Origin of the sequence: Gordonia zhaorongruii, assembly GCF_007559005.1 — a bacterium.
GTDB lineage: Bacteria > Actinomycetota > Actinomycetes > Mycobacteriales > Mycobacteriaceae > Gordonia > Gordonia zhaorongruii.
The window spans coordinates 2,933,639-2,952,317 of the sequence record NZ_CP041763.1 but is presented as its reverse complement, the minus strand read 5'-3'; the positions used below and the strand labels follow the sequence as shown (position 1 = coordinate 2,952,317).

Here is an 18,679-nt window from a genome sequence, read left to right as displayed (position 1 = left end):
AGGATACGCGGGCTCAGACGCCGATCACTCCGGTACGTCGATGACCACCGGACCGACGCCGGGAACCTCGACCGTCTTCTTCACCGAACCGTTGCTGGCTCCGCCGTCGCCGTCGTCGGGCTTCTTGCTGCCGCGGCCGTTGCTCACGTAGATGGCGATGGCGCTGCCCGGCATGGCGCTGTCCGAAGGCGCCGTGAAGACGACGGTGCCCTTGGGGCGGTCGCTGTCGATGTCGAGTTGGTTCACCTTGAACCCTGCCTCTTGCAGGCGTGACGTCGCCTGGCTGGCGGGCAGTCCACTGACCTGCGGAATACGGCCGCGATCGCTACCTGCGACGTACTGTCGGTCGACAGGCGGCAACTTCACGGGACCGAACTTCGACGCTACCGGCTTCATCGCGGTGTACCAGGTGCGCGCAGGTTCCGTGCCGCCGTATACGTCCCCCTCGCCGCACTGGCGGAGCGGGGCGGTGCAGATGCCCGCCGGGTTGGATCCGTCGTTGTAGACGTACGACACGGCCGCGAGCTGGTTGGTGAATCCGAGGAACGCCGCTGAGCGGTGAGCTTCAGTGGTTCCCGTCTTGCCCGACAGCGGAAGGTTCCAGCCGGTGCTGCGCGCAGCTGCCGCCGACGTGCCTGCGCCCTGATCGTCGTGGCTCATCGCGTTGGCGAGCGTGTTGGCCAGGCCCGGGTCGACCACCTGCTCGCAGGCAGGGGTCTTGAACGGAACCGCGGTCATCACGGGCTTTCCGTTCTCGTCCATCACCCGGTTGCCGTACTCGTCGCGCTTGACCTGCTCGATGGACTGGATCGGATTCGGCGGGCACCAGGTGCCGCCGGAACCCAGAGTCGCCGCGACGTTCGACAGTTCGAGCGCGTTGACTGCGAACGGTCCGAGCGTGAACGAACCGAAGTTGCCCTTCTTGATGTGGTCGGCGAGGCTCTGGTCCCCGAAGCCCGAACTGCCGGGGGAGTTGTACGAGCGCAGTCCCAAGCGCACCGCCATGTCGACGGCGGACTTGACTCCGGCTTCCTTCAGAAGCTGGACGAACGGGGTGTTCGGGGAGGTCGCGAGGGCCTGCGGCAATGAGAGTTCCGGCGGGTACGGGCCGACGTTCTTGACGCAGTACGCGTTCACCGGGCACCCGAATGCGCCGTTGCTGTCACCCATTCCGTACACGGCGACGCTCGACGGGACAGGGAGGACAGCGCCGGTCCCCATGCCCTTCTCCATCGCAGCGGCCGTCGTGAACAGCTTGAACACCGATCCGGCGCCGTCGCCGACCATGGAGAAGGGCTGCGGCTGAACGGTCTCATCGCGTTTGGAGTTCAGGCCGTAGTCGCGGCTCGACACCATCGATACGACGTCGTGCGACTTCTTGCCCGGCCGGATCGAGCTCATCACGTTGGCGATGCCGTCGGTGTGCGGATCGGCCTGCTTCTTCGCCGCCTTCGTGGCGGCCTCCTGAACCTGTGGGTCGAGGGTGGTGCGAATGAGGTAGCCGCCGCGCATCACGGTCTTCCGGGAGAGTCCGTTGTCGGCGAGGTACTGCAGGACGTAGTCGCAGAAGAAGCCGGCGTTTCCGGCGCTGATGCAGCCCTGGACCTGTGTGTTCGGCTTGGGTAGGACACCGAGCGGCCGCTTCTTCGCGGCTTCGAGCTCGGCCTTCCGGTCCGGGAAGTTGTCGATCATCGTGTTCAGCACGGTATTGCGGCGCTTGATCGTCGCTTCCTTGTCGCTGTACGGGTTCAGCGCCGAACTCGACTGGACCATGCCCGCGAGCATCGCGGACCCCTCGACGGTGAGCTCCTTCGCGGAGCGCCCGAAGTAGGTCTGGGCTGCCGCCTCGATGCCGTACGCGCCGTTGCCGAACGGGACGGTGTTGAGATAGCGCGTGACGATCTGCTTCTTCGCGTCCTGCTTGGCGGCCGCGTCGTCCAGCCCGTGCTCGCGTTTCGCCTGGTCGGTAAGAGTCTGCTCGAGCGTCATCGCCATGCGCACCTCACGGAGTTTGCGGGCGGGAGTCGTCTCGATGGCGGCCTGACGCTCGGCCTCGGTGCGGGCGAGGACGAGGAGTTGGTAGTTCTTGATGTACTGCTGGTCCAGCGTCGACGCGCCCTGCTGCACCTCGCCCGATGAGGAGTTCTTCAGCGCCGCGCGGATGGTGCCGCGCCAGTCCACACCGTCGTGCTCCAGGAACCTGCGGTCCTCGATCGAGATGATCGCACGGATCATGTCCGGCGCGATGTCGTTGTATCCCACCTGGTACCGGTGCTGGTCGAAGAGCTTGGCGATCGGCGTGCCTGCGGCATCGGTGACCGTCGTGACCTCGGGGACAGTCCCGTTGAGGAGTTCGGACGAGCTGTTCTCCATCGTCGCCGCGGCACGGTTGGTCAGGACGCCGACCCCGCTGGCCACGGGGAAGAGCAGTCCGGCCACCAGCACGCCCGCCATGACGCAGGCGGCTGCCAGTCCGGCGATGTTCGTAGTCTTCGGCACGTCGCCAGGATACGTGTGAATGCGATCTCACGGCGGGAGTGACTTGCTGAAACGGTCGGAAGATACGGCTGCTTTCTGGACTGGACTTGATTTGCGATAAGCGTCTCAATAGTGTGATGGACGTGAGCTACCCCACAATCAAGCGAAATGTAGGGTTACATCACGAAGGAGATCTTATGCGCGTAACCGAGCGTCGGTTCGTGTCGATGGGTTTGGTGAAAGGTGGGATCGCGCAATGACTCTCGCGCCGTTATCCTCCGGAGATTCGGAAGCACGCCTGACTTGGGTCTCGCAAGCGCGTTGTCGCGGCGGGAACCCGGACGACCTCTTCGTCCGAGGGGCCGCACAACGTAAAGCTGCGACGATCTGCCGGCACTGTCCGGTGCAGATGGAATGCGGCGCGGACGCGCTCGACAACCGTGTCGAGTTCGGCGTCTGGGGCGGCATGACCGAGCGTCAGCGGCGAGCGCTGCTCCGCCAGCATCCCGAGGTGACGTCGTGGGCGGCGTTCTTCGAAGCCCAGCGTCGCCGACAGCGTCTCGGCGCGGTCCCCGACAAGAACTGAACCGAAGCCCGGCGATGCAGTTGCCGGGCTTCATCGGTTCCGGAGGGCACTGCTCCCGCCTTCTCCGTCGCTGATCTCGATGCACCTCGATCAGGACACCGAGAGGGTTCAGCCCCGGCTGACGATCTGCTCGGCGACCGCACGTAGCGCGTCCGAATCGGCCACCTCGAACGGCAGCGCCGGGACACCGACCAGTGGGACGCTCGGATGCGACGTCGTGAATCGTTGCAGCAGATGAACTTCGCGCTTCGCGGTGCCCGCACGATCCACGTGGACCTGCAGGATGCCCTTCACCAACCCATCGTCCGACCGCTCCAGCGCACTCTGCGCGGATGCCGTCGAGATGTTCGTGAGATTCGGGTGCGTCCGGTTCACGACGAGGCCGCTCAGCGGCATCGTGTCCTTCGCGAGGCGGTCGATGAAGAACGACGCCTCGCGCAGTGCGTCGGGCTCCGGTGCGGCCACGACGAGGAACTGCGTTCCCGGTTGCTTGAGCAACTCGTAGGTGCGGTTGGCGCGCTCCTGGAAACCGCCGAACATCGAATCGAGTGACTGCACGAACATCGCGACGTCGCGCAGGATCTCGCCGCCGATGATGGTTGAGATACCGCGCATCGCCATGCTCATCGCACCGGTGACCACCCGGCTGACACCGCGACCTCCGCCCACCAGCATCTTCATCAACCGGCCCGACAGGAACGACCCGAGCCGCTGGGGGGCGTCGAGGAAGTCGAGGGCGTTTCGCGACGGGGGAGTGTCGACGATGATCAGGTCCCAGCGGTCCTCGGCGAGCAGGCGCCCCAGCTTCTCCATCGCCATGTACTCCTGAGTGCCGGAGAACGACGACGCGACCGTTTGGTAGAAGGCGTTCTCCATGATCGCCTGGGCGCGTTCGGGCGTGGAGTGCTCGACGACCATGTCATCGAAGGTGCGCCGCATGTCGAGCATCATCGCGTCGAGCGACCCGGTGCCCTCCCGGATCGGCACCGGCTGCGGTTCGTTGGTCAGCTCGGTCATGCCGAGCGATTGGGCGAGTCGGCGCGCCGGATCGATAGTCAGCACGGCGACGGTTCGCCCTTGCTCTGCGGCATGCAGCGCCATCGCGGCCGCAGTCGTCGTCTTACCGACACCACCTGAACCGCAACAGATCACGACACGGGTGACAGGGTCGGCGAGGACGCTGCCCATCTTCAGGTCCGGCATCAGGCTCCCGCTTTCTTCAACACGTCCGCCAGTTCGTAGAGGCTGCCGAGGTCGACGCCGTTCTCCACGGTGGGGAGTTCGATCTGTGGCGCCTCGACCTCGTCGAGTTCGGCACGCGCGATCTGCTGCGCCTGGAGGCGCGAGGCGTACTCGATGGTCTCGGTGAGCAGACCCGCCAGGTCGGCGTCGGTCAGAGTCACCCCGGCGTCGCCGATCGCGGTGCGCACGCGGTCGGCGTCGATCCGGCCTTCGGCGATCTCGTCGAGTTGATCCGCCGGCAGATGAGCAGGCTCCACTCGGTTCACGAAGACCGCTCCGATGTTCAGGTCCTTGGCGCGCAGCTCATCGACGGCCTCGACGGTCTCCTGGATAGGCATGGCCTCGAGGAGGGTGCACAGGTGGATCGCCGTGTCCGTCGAGTGCAGAAGCTTTGCGACGCCCTCGCTCTGATTCCGGATCGGGCCGGTCTTGGTCAGGTCTCGCATCGCCGACGTCACGTCGAGGAAGTTGCCGATGCGGCCGGTCGGCGGAGAGTCGACGACGATCGCGTCGTACCGACGCCGGCCCCGATCGTCGAGAGCGATCACCCGTTCCTTGATCTTGCCGGTGATGACCACGTCACGCAGACCCGGAGCAACGGTGGTGACGAAGTCGATCGCGCCGACGCGTTTGATGGCGCGGCCGGCGAATCCGAGGTTGTAGAACATGTCGAGGTACTCCAGCAGCGCGTACTCGATCTGCAGGGCGAGTCCCCACACCGAGCCGCCGCCCTCCATGGACGCGACCTCGGTGTCGGTCGGCGGCAGGGGCGGCATATCGAAGAGCTGCGCGATGCCCTGCCGCTCCTCGCACTCCACGAGCAGCACCCGTTGCCCACGGGACGCGAGGGTCAGAGCGAGGGCTGCGGCGACTGTCGTCTTACCGGTCCCGCCCTTGCCGGATACGAAATGAAGGCGCGCATCGCGCGCCTGTCCGGGCCACGTCGAGGCGGCGTCGTCGGTCACTGGATTCTCGGCCACGACGATCACCTTATCGACCGCGCCGACGACGCTGTTCGCGAACCGTTAAGCTGGCCGGTATGAGCGCATCTACAGCCTGGGAATACGTGACCGTACCGCTGCTCACGCATGCGACGAAGCAGATCCTCGATCAGTGGGGATCGGACGGTTGGGAGCTGGTGAGCGTGCTGCCGGGGCCGACCGGAGAGCAGCACGTCGCCTACCTGAAGCGGCCGAAGGGCTGAGTGGGGTGAGCGGACAGTGGAGCACTCGACTGGCTGACCTGGGTATCGAGCTGCCCGCAGTGGTCGCACCGGTGGGCAGCTACGCGCCTGCTGTACGCGCCGGTGACTTCGTGTACACATCCGGTCAGCTGCCGGTGGTCGACGGCGAACTCAAGGTGACCGGAAAGGTCTCCGAAGGAGCGGAGGGCGTGGTGCGCCCGGATGCGGCGAACGTCGCGGCGCGCCAGTGCGCACTCAACGCGCTCGCGGCAGTGCACGCGGCGGTCGGCGTCGACTCGATCGTGCGTGTGGTGAAAGTGGTGGGCTTCGTCGCCTCCGCTCACGGCTTCACCGGGCAGCCCGGTGTTCTCAACGGCGCCTCCGATCTGATCGGAGAGATCTTCGGGGAATCGGGAGTGCACGCCCGGTCGGCAGTCGGCGTGGCCGAACTTCCGCTGGGCTCGCCGGTCGAGGTGGAACTGATCGTCCAGGTCGCCTGAGTCATGTCCGACACATCCGCGGATTCACTGGAGCATCCCGCTTACGGTCGGCTGCGGCCGGTGACGCCGTTCGCATCCGTTCTGTTGTGCGACAACGCGGGCGTGATGGAACTCGAAGGCACCAATACGTGGATCCTGCGGGCTCCCGGCAGTGCGACCGCAGTGGTCGTCGATCCGGGGCCACGGAAGAAGCACGACCATCAGCAGGCGGTCGCCGATGCGGCGGGCGAGGTGGAACTGATCCTCCTCACCCATCGACACCACGACCACGTCGGCGGTCTGAAGCGGTTCCGCAAGCAGACCGGCGCCGCCTCCCGTGGCTACTCGGCAGATTTCTCGTCGGGTGCACCGCGTCTGCGTGATCGGGATGTGATCCGGGCCGCTGGTGTGGAGATCACCGTCCTCCATACACCGGGGCACACAGCCGACTCGGTGAGCCTGCTCGTCGAGTGGGAGGGCCAGCGGGCCGTCCTCACCGGTGACACGATCCTCGGTCACGGGACCACCGTGCTCGACCCGCGCGACGGGGGACTCGGCGATTACCTGAATTCGATCAACCGGCTGATAGTCGATGCGCACGACGCGACGCTCCTGCCGGGGCACGGCCCCGATCATCCGGAACTCGGTCCGGTTGCTCGCTTCTACAAGCAGCACCGTGAGGAGCGGATCGATCAGATCCGTCGTGCACTCGACGACCTCGGTATGAGCGCCGACGAGGCGAAACCGATGAAGGTCGTCAAGAAGGTGTACTCCGACGTCGAGAAGAAGCTGTGGCCCGCTGCCCGGATGTCGGTGAAGGCCCAGTTGGAGTACCTCCGCACACTCTGAACGATGAACGTCCAGCGCGTGCGGAGGTCACTCCAGCCGGTGACGCCTGCGGATGATCAGCGTGCGCGGCGAGCGAGCCGCTCGGAGTCGGCGATGAGGACGCTCTTGCCCTCGAGTCGCAGCCATCCGCGCTGTGCGAAGTCGGCGAGCGCCTTGTTCACGGTCTCCCGCGATGCGCCGACGAGCTGCGCGATCTCCTCCTGCGTCAGGTCGTGGGTGACGCGGAGTGCGCCGCCCTCCTGTGTGCCGAAGCGCTGTGCGAGCTGCAGCAACTGCTTGGCGACGCGGCCGGGCACATCCGTGAAGATCAGGTCGGCCAGGTTGTTGTTGGTGCGTCGCAGGCGGCGAGCGAGAACCCGCAGCAACTGCTCGGCGATCTCCGGACGGTCCTTGATCCACTTGCGAAGCGCGTCGCGGTCCATCGAGACGGCGCGAACCTCGGTGACGGTCGTCGCTGACGACGTACGGGGACCCGGGTCGAAGATCGACAGTTCGCCGAACATGTCCGACGCGCCCATGATCGTCAGCAGGTTCTCTCGACCGTCCGGCGAACGGCGTCCGAGCTTCACCTTTCCCGCGAGGATGATGAACAGGCGATCGCCCGGCTCCCCCTCGTGGAAGATCACGTGCCCGCGAGGGAACTCGACCGGCTGCAACTCCTTCGCTAGTGCTGCGACGGCTGTGGGCTCGACACCCTGAAAAATGCCTGCCCTTGCGAGTACTTCTTCCACCTACAGAACCTCTCTTGTTCCGAACACGCGTTCAGTGATCAACACTCAGTGATCAACACTACGGGGAAAATCATAGTTGTTGAATCCATCACTATGTGCGTGAGGCGCGAACCGGACCGGAGATTCCGGAATTGTCCGCATTTCAGCTCGCGCGATTGCGAGCATCCGAATCGACCGGAATCACGGGATCACCGGTTTCGTCATTGCTCCGCCGCTGGCGCAGCTCGTCCAACGCAGCAGGGAGACCGTCCTTCGCGAGGTTGCCGACATCGGTCTCATCGGCCGTGTCCAGGAACTCCTCGACATGGGCTCGTCCGACCGACAACCGATCGAGCCCCGCCTGAACGCGCTCCATCGCCAGTGCGAACAGCATCAGCACCGGGGGAACGAGAAGAGCGGCCAGTCCTTGCATGTCCACAGTCAACACGACGAAAGCCGCCGGGTCGAAACTCGCAGGCCGGTCGTCACGAAGTTGTGACCTCGGCGGCGGCACCTCGGTGCCGCTCCCGCGGCGGTTGCTGACGGCCTCCGTCGGAGGTGGCAGCTAACCTGGGGTGTTGTGAGCAGACGCAAGCCGGAGACCCGACTGGGCCTGGTCCGACGCGCACGTCGGATGAACAGGTCGCTTCAGGAGGCGTTTCCGCACGTGTACTGCGAACTCGACTTCACGACACCGCTGGAACTATCGGTCGCGACGATCCTGTCGGCCCAGTGCACGGACGTACGGGTCAACCAGGTGACGCCTGCCCTGTTCGCCCGGTATCCGGACGCGTGGGCGTATGCGAGCGCCGACCGCGTCGAGCTCGAGGAGATGATCCGGTCGACCGGCTTCTACCGGAACAAGACCAATTCGATCATCGGGCTGGGACAGGCACTCGTCGAGCGGTTCGACGGTGAAGTGCCCGGCCGTCTCGCCGACCTGGTCACGTTGCCCGGTTTCGGGCGTAAGACCGCCAACGTCGTGCTGGGGAACGCGTTCGGGGTCCCCGGTATCACCGTCGACACGCATTTCGGTCGGCTCGTCCGTCGCTGGGGATGGACCGAGGAGACCGACCCGGTGAAGGTGGAGCGCGAGGTCGGCGAACTGTTTCCGAAGAAGGAGTGGACCGACCTTTCGCATCGGATCATCTTCCACGGCCGACGGGTCTGTCACTCCCGGACGCCGGCGTGCGGGGTGTGCGTCCTGTCGAGGGACTGCCCGTCGTACGGCGAGGGCCGAACGGATCCGGTGGAGGCTGCCGCCCTGGTGAAGGGGCCCGAGACCGACCACCTCCTACGCCTCGCGGGGGTCACCGAATGAGCGGCTTCGCCAGGGCGAGATCGGTGCTCGCCCAACCCGGAATGCGGGCCATGATCGCCTTCGTGGTGGTGATGGTCGCGTTGGTCGCGGCGCTGTGGCCGCGCGGCGACTCCACAGATGACGCTGTATCCGGCCCACCGGGTTCGACGCCGACGTCGGGAGTGACCGACGGAGGGGTGTCGCAGCAGCAGATGTCGGAGGCGCGTGCAGCGGCAGCACTCGAGCCCTGCCCTGCGGGCGACGGTGCATCCGCCGGGGTCCTCGCCGGCGTGAACGCACCGTGCATGGCGGACGGGCGTCGTATCGACGTCGGTGCTGCCACCGCCGGACGGCCGCTCGTGATCAACATGTGGGCGGTGTGGTGTCTGCCCTGCCGCCGTGAGCTGCCGCTGTTCGACCACCTGTCCTCCGTGGCGAACGACCGGCTGAACGTGCTCGCCGTGCATGCACGCGAGGGCGCCGAGAAGCAGTACTTCGTACTCAAGTTCCTGCAGGAGGTCGGGGTCCACATGCCTGTCGTCACCGATCCGAACGGGGCCGTCGCGAAAGCGATAGGCGCACCGCGCATCTTCCCGTCCACGGTGATGATCACTGCGGACGGCCGCGTCGCGGCCGTCCTGCCCCGCGTCTTCGAGGACTTCAACGACCTGAGCGGTGCGGTGCGCGAGCATCTCGGTGTCGATCTGGGTGCCGCCTGATGGCCGAGCGGGGTTCCGATGAGCGAACCGGCCCGCAGGTTCGGCGTGAGGAGATCCCCGAGTGGCTGCGGCCCGTCACCGACGACGTCGGCAGGGTGACGGAGAACGTCCTTAACCGGGGCGGTGATCGCACCCGCTGGGCGACGAGCTTCCGGGCCACGAGAGCCGCTGCGGTGCTCGTCCTGTTCGGCGGGTCGTTCGATGCGGCGACGGATCATCCGGGCGGGCTGCCCGCTGACGCCGATGTCCTCCTCACCGAACGGGCCGCGACACTGCGTCAGCACAGCGGGCAGATCGCATTTCCCGGTGGCGGGTGGGACCCAGGGGACGACCATCCCGTTGGCACCGCGATGCGCGAGGCGGTCGAGGAGACCGGTCTGAGCTCCGAAGGCGTCGACGTGGTGGCGAATCTTCGACCGTTCCCGGTGCCTGCCTCGGGTTTCGAGGTGACTCCTGTCCTGGCCCACTGGTCGAAGCCGTCCCCGGTGCGGGTGGTCGACGAGGGGGAGACGTCACGGGTCGAGCGGGTGAACCTTCGCGAGCTGCTCCGCCCGGAGAACCGGTTCCAGGTGACCCGGAAGATCTTCGGCGGCAGTGTGTACCGGGGGCCCGCGTTCGGCTATGACGGCATGCTCGTGTGGGGATTCACCGGCGGATTGCTGGCCGCGATCAGCGAGGTCGCCGGGTGGGACGTTCCCTGGAACACGCACGACATCCGGCCGTTGGAGGAGACCATCGCGAGGTTCGGCGGTCGCCAGTCCTCGGGCGTCGTCTCCGACGAGAATCCGGGAGCCCTCCGATGAGCGGGTCCGCATGGGTCGATCTCATCATCCTGGTGATCGCGCTCCTGGCCGCCTTCAGCGGGTACCGGCAGGGGGCGGCGGCGTCAGCGCTCGCCTTCCTCGGTGTGGTGGTCGGCGCCGTCGCTGGTGTGCTCCTGGCACCGATGCTGATCGAGCAGTTCGACGACGCGCGACTGCGTCTGGTGGTCGGTGTGCTGGTGATCGTCGGGTTGGTGATCGTCGGCGAGGTGTCCGGGATGGTGCTCGGGCGCGCGGTGCGCAGCAGTATTCACTCCAGGCCGTTGCAGCGGGCGGACAGCGCAGTGGGCTCGGCGCTTCAGGTGATCGCGATCCTGGTGGCCGCTTGGCTGCTGTCGTTCCCGCTGCGCGGTGCGGATCAGAATCGGCTCGCCGATTCGGTCCGCGATTCGGCGGTCATCGGGGCAGTCGACGGTATGGCCCCGCAGTGGATGCGGGACGTGCCGGACGACCTGACCGAGCTGATCGACTCGTCGGGCCTCAAAGAGGTCATCGGACCGTTCGGCCAGACGCAGGTCGCGAACGTCGCGCCGCCCGATCCAGGTCTCGGCCAGTTGCCCATCGTCAGTCGGGTGCGACCCAGCGTCCTCAAGATCAACGGCATCGCGCGCAGTTGCGGCCAGTCACTCGAAGGCAGCGGCTTCGTGGTCTCGCCCGAACGTGTGATGACCAACGCTCATGTTGTCGCGGGTACGGACTCGGTGAGCGTCGAAACCGAGTCGGCGGGGGATCTCGAGGCCCGGGTCGTCTGGTTCAATTCACGCAACGACGTCGCGGTACTGGACGTTCCGGGGCTGCGCGCCCCGGCCCTGGACTTCGCGTCCGAGCAGGCGTCGACATCGGACGATGCGATCGTTCTCGGGTACCCGGAGAACGGTCCTTACACGATCACGCCGGCACGCGTGCGCAACATCGTCGACTTGTCGGGCCCCGATATCTACCAGCATGCGAACAAGGTCGAGCGCCAGGTGTACACGGTGCGCGGGCTGATCCGTTCGGGCAATTCGGGTGGGCCGATGATCGACCGTGCCGGACGGGTACTGGGAGTGGTGTTCGGTGCATCCGAGGATCTGCGCGACGACACCGGATTCGTCCTCACCGCACAGCAGGTGCAACGTGATCTCGCGGAGTCGGAGGCGCGGAACTCCGAGGTGAGCACGAAGCGGTGCGTTTCGGGCTAGTCGTGAGGCGCGATGGCTCGTCAGTGAGCGGCGGTCAGATGCGCCAGTAGCGCCGCGTTGACCGCTTCGGGGGCCTCCTGGTGAAGGAAGTGTCCGGCGCCCGCGATCGTCTGGAGATCGAAATCGCGGGACCAGTTCCCGCTGGCGGACATCACCGAGTCGAGGATGTAATGGTCCTCCCGTCCACGCAGCGCGAGCAGCGGGTGGTCGAGGCGTTTGTTCATCACTTCCATGAAGCGCCAACCGTCCGGCCGGAACTGGCTGCGGAACGCCCAGCGCCGGTACTCGAGACTGCAGTGCGCGACCCCGGGGATCTGAACGGCATGCCGGTTGCGTTCCACGGCCTCGGCGAAGTCGTCGGTCTCGCGCCACGCTGGGCCCGACCGCTCGCGGAAGTACTTCGCGACGAAGTCCCCGTTCGCCCGGGTGAGTCGCCGCTCGCCGAGCCTCGGCAGCTGATTGTGGATGAAAGGCGCGAGGAACGCCGAACGCTCCTCCGAATTCGAGAGCACCGACTGACGCAGTGCCCGGGGATGCGGTGAGGAGAGCACCACGACCCGGTCGACGGCCACCGGGTGAAGGGTGGCCGTGGCCCAGCAGACCAGGCCGCCGTCGGCGTGTCCGACGAGGGACGCCGATGAATGGCCGAGCGAGCGGATGAGTGCGTGCGAGTCGCCTGCGAGCGTCCAGCCGTCGTAGCCGCGAGGTGGTTTATCGGAGTCCCCGTAGCCGCGCAGATCGACTGCGACGGCACGGAAACCGGCATCGGTGAGCACCTGCAGCTGATGCCGCCAGGTCCACCAGAACTCGCCGAATCCGTGCAGCAGCAGGACCAGTGGCCGGTCTGCGTTGGACGGCGAGCTCTCGACGGCGTGGAAGCGCAGGCCATTGGCGCGGACGTCGAAGTGTTGCCACGGCCCATCGAACCGGACCTCAGTCGGGTCCGGCGGTGGTGTGGGGGTCAAGCCGGAGACTCCTGCGAGAACCTCAGCGGGACGTCGAGTCGTGCGCCGGCGGGATCTGCGGGTGCGCGACACCGCCGGTCGGCGACTGACCACGCCCTGGAATGACGGTCTTCATCTCGTTGACCGAATCGATCGTCTTCTCGGGTTTGCGTAGTTTCTTGAACAGGATGTAGCCGACCAGGATCGCGATGATGGCGATGACGAGCAGGATCAGGAACACGATGCCGAACGCGGCCCAACTCGGCAGCCAGATATCGAGCAGGAAGCCGAGGAACACGAAGAAGAAAAGGCTCGCGTACAGCAGAACCACGCCTGCGATCGCGATCAGGCCGGTGCCTGCGCCGGCCTTCTTCGCCTCGGCGACGATCTCCGACTTGGCCAGCGCGACTTCGGCGCGCAGCAGCGTCGACACATTCGCCGACGCGTCCTTGACGAGGTTCCCGATGCTCGGTTGGCCGTTTCGGCCAAGATTGGCATCCGACATCGGAATCGACGGGACGCGCGGAGCGTCGGTCGGCTGCGGAGGCCTGCTGTCCTGATTGCCGCTCACGAATTCTCCCTTGCTGAATGATGGTCGGACTTCATGTTGCCATGCCGGGCCACGAGACGGCATGGCACCGCCGACGGCGAGTCGGCGGTGCCATGTGTCAGGTGACGATCATTGGAGGCGACGCGAGCGGATCGCCTCGAACACCGTTGGGTCGACGAGCGTCGAGGTGTCGCCGAGTTCGCGACCCTCCGCGACATCCTTGAGGAGGCGTCGCATGATCTTGCCCGAACGGGTCTTCGGCAGTTCGGGGACGATGTTGATCTCGCGTGGTTTGGCGATCGGCGAGATGTCGGTCGCGACCTGCTTTCGGAGCTCCTCGATCAGCTCGTCGCCGGTGCTGTGGTCGCCTCCCATCAGAATGACGAAGCCGACGATGCCCTGGCCGGTGGTCTCGTCGGCGGCACCGATGACGGCCGCTTCGGCGACCGCCGGGTGCTGCACGAGCGCCGACTCGACCTCCGAGGTCGAGATGCGATGCCCCGACACGTTCATCACGTCGTCGACGCGACCGAGTACCCAGAGAGCGCCGTCTTCGTCGTATCGAGCGCCGTCGCCCGCGAAGTACCAACCCTGCTCGGCGAACCGTGACCAGTAGGTGTCCTGGTACCGCTCCGGATCACCCCAGATGCCGCGCAGCATTCCCGGCCACGGCCGGTCGAGGACCAGGTAGCCCTGCTCGCCGTGCGTGACGGCATTGCCGTTGTCGTCCACGATCGCGGCGCTGATGCCGGGCAGGGGGCGCATCGCCGATCCCGGCTTGGTCGCAGTGACTCCCGGCAGCGGCGAGATCATGATGCCGCCGGTCTCGGTCTGCCACCAGGTGTCGACGATCGGGCACCGGCCCGAGCCGATGACCTCGTTGTACCAGCGCCACGCCTCCGGGTTGATCGGTTCGCCGACACTGCCGAGGAGCCGCAGCGAACTCAGGTCGTGGGCATCGGGGACCTCGCGGCCCCACTTCATGAATGTCCGGATCAGCGTGGGAGCGATGTAATAGGTGGTGACGCCGTACTTCTCGATGATCTGGAAGTGCCGGTGCTGGCTCGGCGAGTTCGGGGTGCCCTCGTAGATCACCTCGGTGGCGCCGTTCGAGAGCGGACCGTAGACGAGGTACGAGTGTCCGGTCACCCAGCCGATGTCGGCGCCGCACCAGAACACGTCGCGGCCTTCCTTGTGGTCGAACACGGTGTGGAAGGTGTACGCGGCCTGGGTCAGGTATCCGCCCGAGCTGTGGACGATGCCCTTCGGCTTACCAGTGGTTCCCGAGGTGTACAGGAGGAACAGGGGGTGCTCGGAGTCGAATGACTCGGGCTCGTGGTGCGGCGACGATTCGCCGACCGAGTCCTCCCACCAGACGTCGCGTCCCGGTACCCAGTTCAGGTCCGGTTCGTGGTTGGTGCGGCGAACGACGATGACCTTCTCGATCGACGGTGCGGCATCGGCTCCGGTGCCCAGTGCGTCGTCGACGGCGGCTTTCAGCGGGGCGGGCTCGCCGCGGCGGAACTGGCCGTCGGTGGTGATCACGACCTTGGCCTCGGCGTCGTCGATCCGGGAGCGGAGTGCGGCGGCCGAGAATCCTGCGAACACCACGGAATGGGTAAGGCCGAGACGTGCACAGGCGAGCATCGCGAAGATGGCCTCGGGAACCATCGGCATGTAGATCGCGACGCGGTCGCCCGCGACGAGCCCGATGGAGCTCAGGTAGTTCGCGGCGCGCGACACCTCGTCCTTGAGCTGCGAGTAGGTGACGTCACGGGTGTCGTCCAGCGGCTCGCCGATCCAGTGGATGGCGACGCGGTCGCCTTTCCCCGCGGCCACATGGCGGTCGACGCAGTTCACCGAGACGTTGAGCTTGCCGCCGACGAACCATTTCGCGAACGGTGCCTCCGACCAGTCCAGAACCTGGTCGAACGGGGTGTCCCAATCGAGCCGTTTCGCCTGCTCCGACCAGAACTCGTCGGGGTTCGCCTCGGCACGGTCGTACATCTCCACCGTGGCGTTGGCGTTCGCGGCGAATTCCTCGGAGGGCGGGTACACCTTCGTGCCTTCGGTCATCTCGTCTGCCTTTCGTTCTCGAGTTGCCGCGCAGAGCGCGCCGATTCAAGCTGTGGCGCCGTGGTGGTTCCGCGGCGCGGTCCTGGACTCACCGCATGCCCCGAAAGTGCTGACCGCGAGCCCGAAGTCCTCTTGTGAGCGTAGTCACCTGACGTTGCATGTGCGTAGCGGAACACCTCGGGCTGTACCGACAGCGCGATGAACGGTCGCTCTGGCGCGACCGATGGAACCGGGCGGGCCGCTGGACGTCCCGTGCCGGTACGCGTGATGGGGCCGCGACTAAGATCGGCCGGGTGAGTTCAGATCCCCTCGCCCCGCTCCTGGAACTCCCAGGCGTCCGCGATGCTTCGGAGTCCGCACGCGATGCTCTCAGCGCGGTGCACCGGCATCGCGCGAATCTTCGCGGATGGGACAAGACGTCCCGTGAAGCGTCGTGGCGTGCCGGCCGTTCATCGGCGACGATCGATGGCGGCAGTGTTGAGTTGCAGCGCGACGCGCAGTTCGACGACCCGATCACCGAGGGTGCGATCCGGGTCGCACAGGCGCTCGACATCGATGGGATCGACCAGTTCGCCTCGGTGTTCCGTCGGGCCCCGGGGCAGGCGCTGGCGCGACTGCACATGCTGGCGGCGGCGGGCCTCGTCGACGGCGACCTGCTGGGGCGTCCGCGCGATGAGCCGCACATCGCGCACCGGTTGGATCTACTCGGGCAGCTGATCACGGGCGGTACCTCGGTGCCGGCTCCGGTGCTGGCGGCGATCGTGCACGGCGAACTGCTGTCGGTGGCCCCGTTCCATGAAGGGAACGGGGTCGTCGCGCGTGGCGCATCTCGTCTGGTGTCGGCGGCGACCGGTCTCGATCCGCACCTGCTCGGAGTGCCCGAGGTGACGTGGCTGCGCAGACTCGGTGAATATCGGGAGAGGTCCGCGGCTTTCGCGACGGGCGACCCGGGCGCGGTCGCGGCCTGGATCGTCCTGTGCTGCGAAGCGATGGAGGCCGGGGCGGCGGAAGCGAAGTCGATCGCCGACGCGGCACCGTAGCTTCTGCGCCCTGCACACGTAATTGCGGGCGACATCCCTACCGAAGTGAATCGGTACGGGGTGTCGCCCGCAAGCACGGACGCAAGTTACCAAGCGTGCGTGGGTGGGTTGTGGGGATCGCCTCGGCGTTGCCGTGAGCATCTCGACGTGTATTCGAAGGCAGATTATCGACCTGCGCGAATGGACGAATGATGCCCGCGGTTTCGCAGGCGCACAACACTTGTGCCTATGCGGCGAGCTCCGCGTGGGTGCCTACCGTCCGTGCTGGGAACCGCAGGTCCGGGGGCTGAAACCTTATCTTCTGGTTTAAGCTTTGCCGCCCTGTGTTTCCGTGCTTCATTTGTACATCGTGACGCGCGTCACAGCAAGCGATTGCGGAAAATCTCAGGCGGCGGCTTGGCGAGGATGCAGGGCGTGGTGGCGGGTGTAGACCACCGCTGCTGCAGCGATCGCGCCGATTCCCGTGGCGCACAGCACTGTCCGCCCCGCAGCGGTGCCCGGACTGCGGCCGCTCGCTGAGGGTGCTGCGAAATCGAAAATCTCCCAGTGGTTCTCGGCGGCGTGCTGGCGCAGCCTCTTGTCGGGATTCACGACCGCCGGGTGGCCGACCTTGTCGAGCATCGGACGGTCGGTGACCGAGTCCGAGTAGGCGTACGAATTCAGCAGGTCGTACCCCCGCTCTCCGGCGATATCGTCGACCGCGACGCCCTTCTGCTCGCCATAGCAGTAGAAGTCGATCTCGCCCGAGTAGTGGCCGTCGACGACGCGCATGATGCTCCCGCGGACGACGTCGGCGCCCAGGAGTTCGCCGATCGGCTCGACCATCTCGGTACCCGAGGCGGAGATGAGAACGATGTCGTGACCGGCCTCGCGGTGCTGTGCGATCAGCTCGAGAGCTTCCGGGAACACGACCGGCCGAACGACCTCGTCCAGCGTCTCGGCGACGATCGACCGGACCTGCTCGGCGTCCCAGCCGGTGCACATGTCGGTCACATGCTTGCGGAGTTTCTCGACGTGACCTGCATCGGCGGATGTCAGGAGGAACTGGAGCTGGGCGATGCCGGCGCGGAGTAGCGCGCGTCGGGACAAGAGCCCTCCGCGGTAGAACGGCCGGGTGAACGCGAGCGCGCTCGACTGGGCGATCACGGTCTTGTCCAGGTCGAAGAAGGCTGCGATGCGCGTGCGCTGAGCCGTGGTCACGCCCTGAATCGTACGACGATCGCAGCACTCGGCAAGTGTGATCCAGGGAACAGAAATCGCAGATAGTTGGAGTTGCAATCGTCATTCTCGCGCGTGTAGTTTTGGGTTATCCGGCATAGCCGGAGTTTTCAGCCCGACCCCCCGGGGCTGAAAGCCTGATGACCCCGGCCTCCTCCCCCCTGGCCGGGGTCGTCATCTTTCTCGGGCCGGTTTCGCCCCTGCGACTTCGGCTGATTCGGCTCTCCGGAGCATGCGCCGCGTGTATCTTCAGCAACCAAGCAGCCGCTAGGTTGCGTGGATGCGGAGGCAGTACATGGGGATGGTTCGGCGAGTTGTGGTCGCGATATGCGCTGCGCTCCTGTGCGTTTCGGGGATCGTCGCGCCCGCGTCCGCCGACCGGGCGAAGCTACCGGAGAACTACAACTTCTTCGGCGGGATCCCGTATGAGCTCACGCATCACGGTGGATCGCTGCCCGGATCCAACGACTTCTCGTGCAAGCCGACTGCCGAGCATCCTCGCCCGGTGGTCCTCGTGCACGGTACGGGCGGTGCCAAGACAACGAACTGGGGCTCGTACGTCCCGATGCTGAAGAACCGCGGATACTGCGTCTTCGCGTTGACGTACGGGGCGCTCAAGGGGCTGCCGTGGCCGCTCACCGCAGTCGGCGGCATGGACCGCGAGGAGGTGTCCGCCAAGCAGCTCCAGAAGTTCGTGAGCAAGATCCTCAAGGCCACCGATGCGGAGACCGTCGATCTGGTCGGGCATTCGCAGGGCACGTACATGCCGACGTATTACCTGAAGTATCTCGGTGGTGCGGACAAGGTCACCAAGTACGTATCGATCGCACCGCTGTGGCGCGGTACCGGATCGGTCCACCCGGTGATGACGAAGCTCGGCGAGGCGATCGGCGCGGTCCCGATGCCGATGTGCGTCGGATGCGGGCAAATGCTGCCGGGATCGTCGTTCAACAAGAAGCTGTGGAAGGGCGGGAGCCCGTACGTCAAGGGCATCGACTACACGAACATCATGACTCGCTACGACGAGCTGGTGGTGCCGTACACCGCTGGCTACGTGAAGGGACGCGAGGGGGAGAGCGTCAAGAACATCGTGGTCCAGGACACCTGCGCCCAGGACTACAGCGATCACCTCGCGATCGCCGGCTCGCGCCGGGCCGCGTACTTCGCACTGAATGCTCTCGATCCGGAGCATCCGGTCAACGTGCCGTGCATGTTCGTCCCGCCGTTCACCGGGCAGACGTAGCTGACCGCTGATCCGCTGACTGCGCGGGTGAAGTACCGGCCTGTGGATTGAGTACTGGCC

Annotated in this window: 19 protein-coding genes; 10 read left to right on the top strand and 9 right to left on the bottom strand. The window is 66.1% G+C overall.

Annotation, left to right across the window (positions count from 1 at the left end; translation table 11 throughout):
* Positions 1-24: 24 nt before the first annotated feature.
* The gene (locus FO044_RS13670; protein ID WP_143966003.1) at positions 25-2,454 is read right to left on the bottom strand and encodes a penicillin-binding protein; all 2,430 of its coding nucleotides are present in this window, start codon (positions 2,452-2,454) and stop codon (positions 25-27) included.
* A gap of 280 nt (positions 2,455-2,734) precedes the next feature.
* Between FO044_RS13670 and FO044_RS13665 the strand changes: the two genes are divergently transcribed.
* Positions 2,735-3,064, top strand: coding sequence for a WhiB family transcriptional regulator (locus tag FO044_RS13665; RefSeq protein ID WP_132992415.1), 330 nt, complete (start codon positions 2,735-2,737; stop codon positions 3,062-3,064).
* Positions 3,065-3,172: 108 nt separating this feature from the next.
* Here FO044_RS13665 and bagB read toward each other — a convergent pair whose 3' ends face one another.
* Together bagB and bagA are read right to left on the bottom strand one after the other, a co-directional pair.
* Positions 3,173-4,267, bottom strand: coding sequence for an ArsA family ATPase (gene bagB, locus FO044_RS13660; protein WP_132992414.1), 1,095 nt, complete (start codon positions 4,265-4,267; stop codon positions 3,173-3,175).
* The gene (gene bagA, locus FO044_RS13655; protein WP_165943049.1) at positions 4,267-5,295 is read right to left on the bottom strand and encodes an ATPase BagA; all 1,029 of its coding nucleotides are present in this window, start codon (positions 5,293-5,295) and stop codon (positions 4,267-4,269) included. Before bagA ends, bagB begins: the two co-directional genes overlap by 1 nt.
* Positions 5,296-5,345: 50 nt before the next feature.
* Here bagA and sp36 point away from each other — a divergent pair, with 50 nt between their 5' ends.
* From sp36 to FO044_RS13640, 3 genes are read left to right on the top strand one after another with little or no spacing between them, the layout of a single operon-like run.
* Entirely contained in the window at positions 5,346-5,510 is a 165-nt protein-coding gene (sp36, locus tag FO044_RS13650; RefSeq protein ID WP_132992412.1) for a Sp36 family protein, read from the top strand.
* A 5-nt stretch (positions 5,511-5,515) separates the two neighbouring features.
* Positions 5,516-5,989, top strand: a complete 474-nt coding sequence (locus FO044_RS13645) for a RidA family protein (RefSeq protein ID WP_132992411.1) — start codon at positions 5,516-5,518, stop codon at positions 5,987-5,989.
* Between the two features lie 3 nt (positions 5,990-5,992).
* On the top strand, positions 5,993-6,817 hold the full coding sequence (locus FO044_RS13640) for an MBL fold metallo-hydrolase (RefSeq protein ID WP_132992410.1): 825 nt from the start codon (positions 5,993-5,995) through the stop codon (positions 6,815-6,817).
* A gap of 56 nt (positions 6,818-6,873) precedes the next feature.
* Here FO044_RS13640 and FO044_RS13635 read toward each other — a convergent pair whose 3' ends face one another.
* Positions 6,874-7,548, bottom strand: coding sequence for a Crp/Fnr family transcriptional regulator (locus FO044_RS13635; protein ID WP_132992409.1), 675 nt, complete (start codon positions 7,546-7,548; stop codon positions 6,874-6,876).
* Positions 7,549-7,690: 142 nt separating this feature from the next.
* Entirely contained in the window at positions 7,691-7,960 is a 270-nt protein-coding gene (locus FO044_RS13630; protein ID WP_132992408.1) for a hypothetical protein, read from the bottom strand.
* Between the two features lie 201 nt (positions 7,961-8,161).
* On the opposite strand from FO044_RS13630, the gene nth reads away from it, so the two are divergent.
* The 4 genes from nth to FO044_RS13610 are packed head-to-tail and all read left to right on the top strand — an operon-like array spanning position 8,162 to position 11,548.
* Positions 8,162-8,848: an endonuclease III gene (nth, locus tag FO044_RS13625; protein WP_132993363.1), complete on the top strand. Its 687-nt coding sequence runs from the start codon at positions 8,162-8,164 to the stop codon at positions 8,846-8,848.
* Positions 8,845-9,546: a TlpA family protein disulfide reductase gene (locus FO044_RS13620; protein WP_235831359.1), complete on the top strand. Its 702-nt coding sequence runs from the start codon at positions 8,845-8,847 to the stop codon at positions 9,544-9,546. Before nth ends, FO044_RS13620 begins: the two co-directional genes overlap by 4 nt.
* The gene (locus FO044_RS13615) at positions 9,546-10,349 is read left to right on the top strand and encodes an NUDIX hydrolase (protein WP_132992407.1); all 804 of its coding nucleotides are present in this window, start codon (positions 9,546-9,548) and stop codon (positions 10,347-10,349) included. The genes FO044_RS13620 and FO044_RS13615 overlap by 1 nt, the downstream gene beginning before the upstream one ends.
* Complete coding sequence (locus tag FO044_RS13610) at positions 10,346-11,548, top strand: MarP family serine protease (protein WP_132992406.1); 1,203 nt, start codon at positions 10,346-10,348, stop codon at positions 11,546-11,548. Before FO044_RS13615 ends, FO044_RS13610 begins: the two co-directional genes overlap by 4 nt.
* A gap of 20 nt (positions 11,549-11,568) precedes the next feature.
* Here the strand turns inward: FO044_RS13610 and FO044_RS13605 are convergent, their stop codons facing one another.
* From FO044_RS13605 to acs, 3 genes are all read right to left on the bottom strand, one after another.
* Positions 11,569-12,513 carry an alpha/beta fold hydrolase gene (locus FO044_RS13605; protein WP_132992405.1) on the bottom strand — a complete coding sequence of 315 codons (945 nt, stop codon included), beginning with the start codon at positions 12,511-12,513 and terminating at the stop codon, positions 11,569-11,571.
* A 22-nt stretch (positions 12,514-12,535) separates the two neighbouring features.
* Entirely contained in the window at positions 12,536-13,063 is a 528-nt protein-coding gene (locus FO044_RS13600; RefSeq protein ID WP_235831358.1) for a phage holin family protein, read from the bottom strand.
* Positions 13,064-13,171: 108 nt separating this feature from the next.
* Entirely contained in the window at positions 13,172-15,118 is a 1,947-nt protein-coding gene (gene acs / locus FO044_RS13595; protein ID WP_132992404.1) for an acetate--CoA ligase, read from the bottom strand.
* Positions 15,119-15,411: 293 nt separating this feature from the next.
* On the opposite strand from acs, the gene FO044_RS13590 reads away from it, so the two are divergent.
* On the top strand, positions 15,412-16,158 hold the full coding sequence (locus FO044_RS13590; protein ID WP_132992403.1) for a Fic family protein: 747 nt from the start codon (positions 15,412-15,414) through the stop codon (positions 16,156-16,158).
* 384 nt (positions 16,159-16,542) lie between these two features.
* On the opposite strand, the gene FO044_RS13585 is transcribed toward FO044_RS13590, so the two are convergent.
* A complete protein-coding gene (locus FO044_RS13585) occupies positions 16,543-17,358 on the bottom strand; it encodes an HAD family hydrolase (protein ID WP_132992402.1) in 816 nt (271 codons plus the stop codon).
* 298 nt (positions 17,359-17,656) lie between these two features.
* On the opposite strand from FO044_RS13585, the gene FO044_RS13580 reads away from it, so the two are divergent.
* Positions 17,657-18,619: an esterase/lipase family protein gene (locus FO044_RS13580; protein WP_244945771.1), complete on the top strand. Its 963-nt coding sequence runs from the start codon at positions 17,657-17,659 to the stop codon at positions 18,617-18,619.
* Positions 18,620-18,679: the final 60 nt, after the last annotated feature.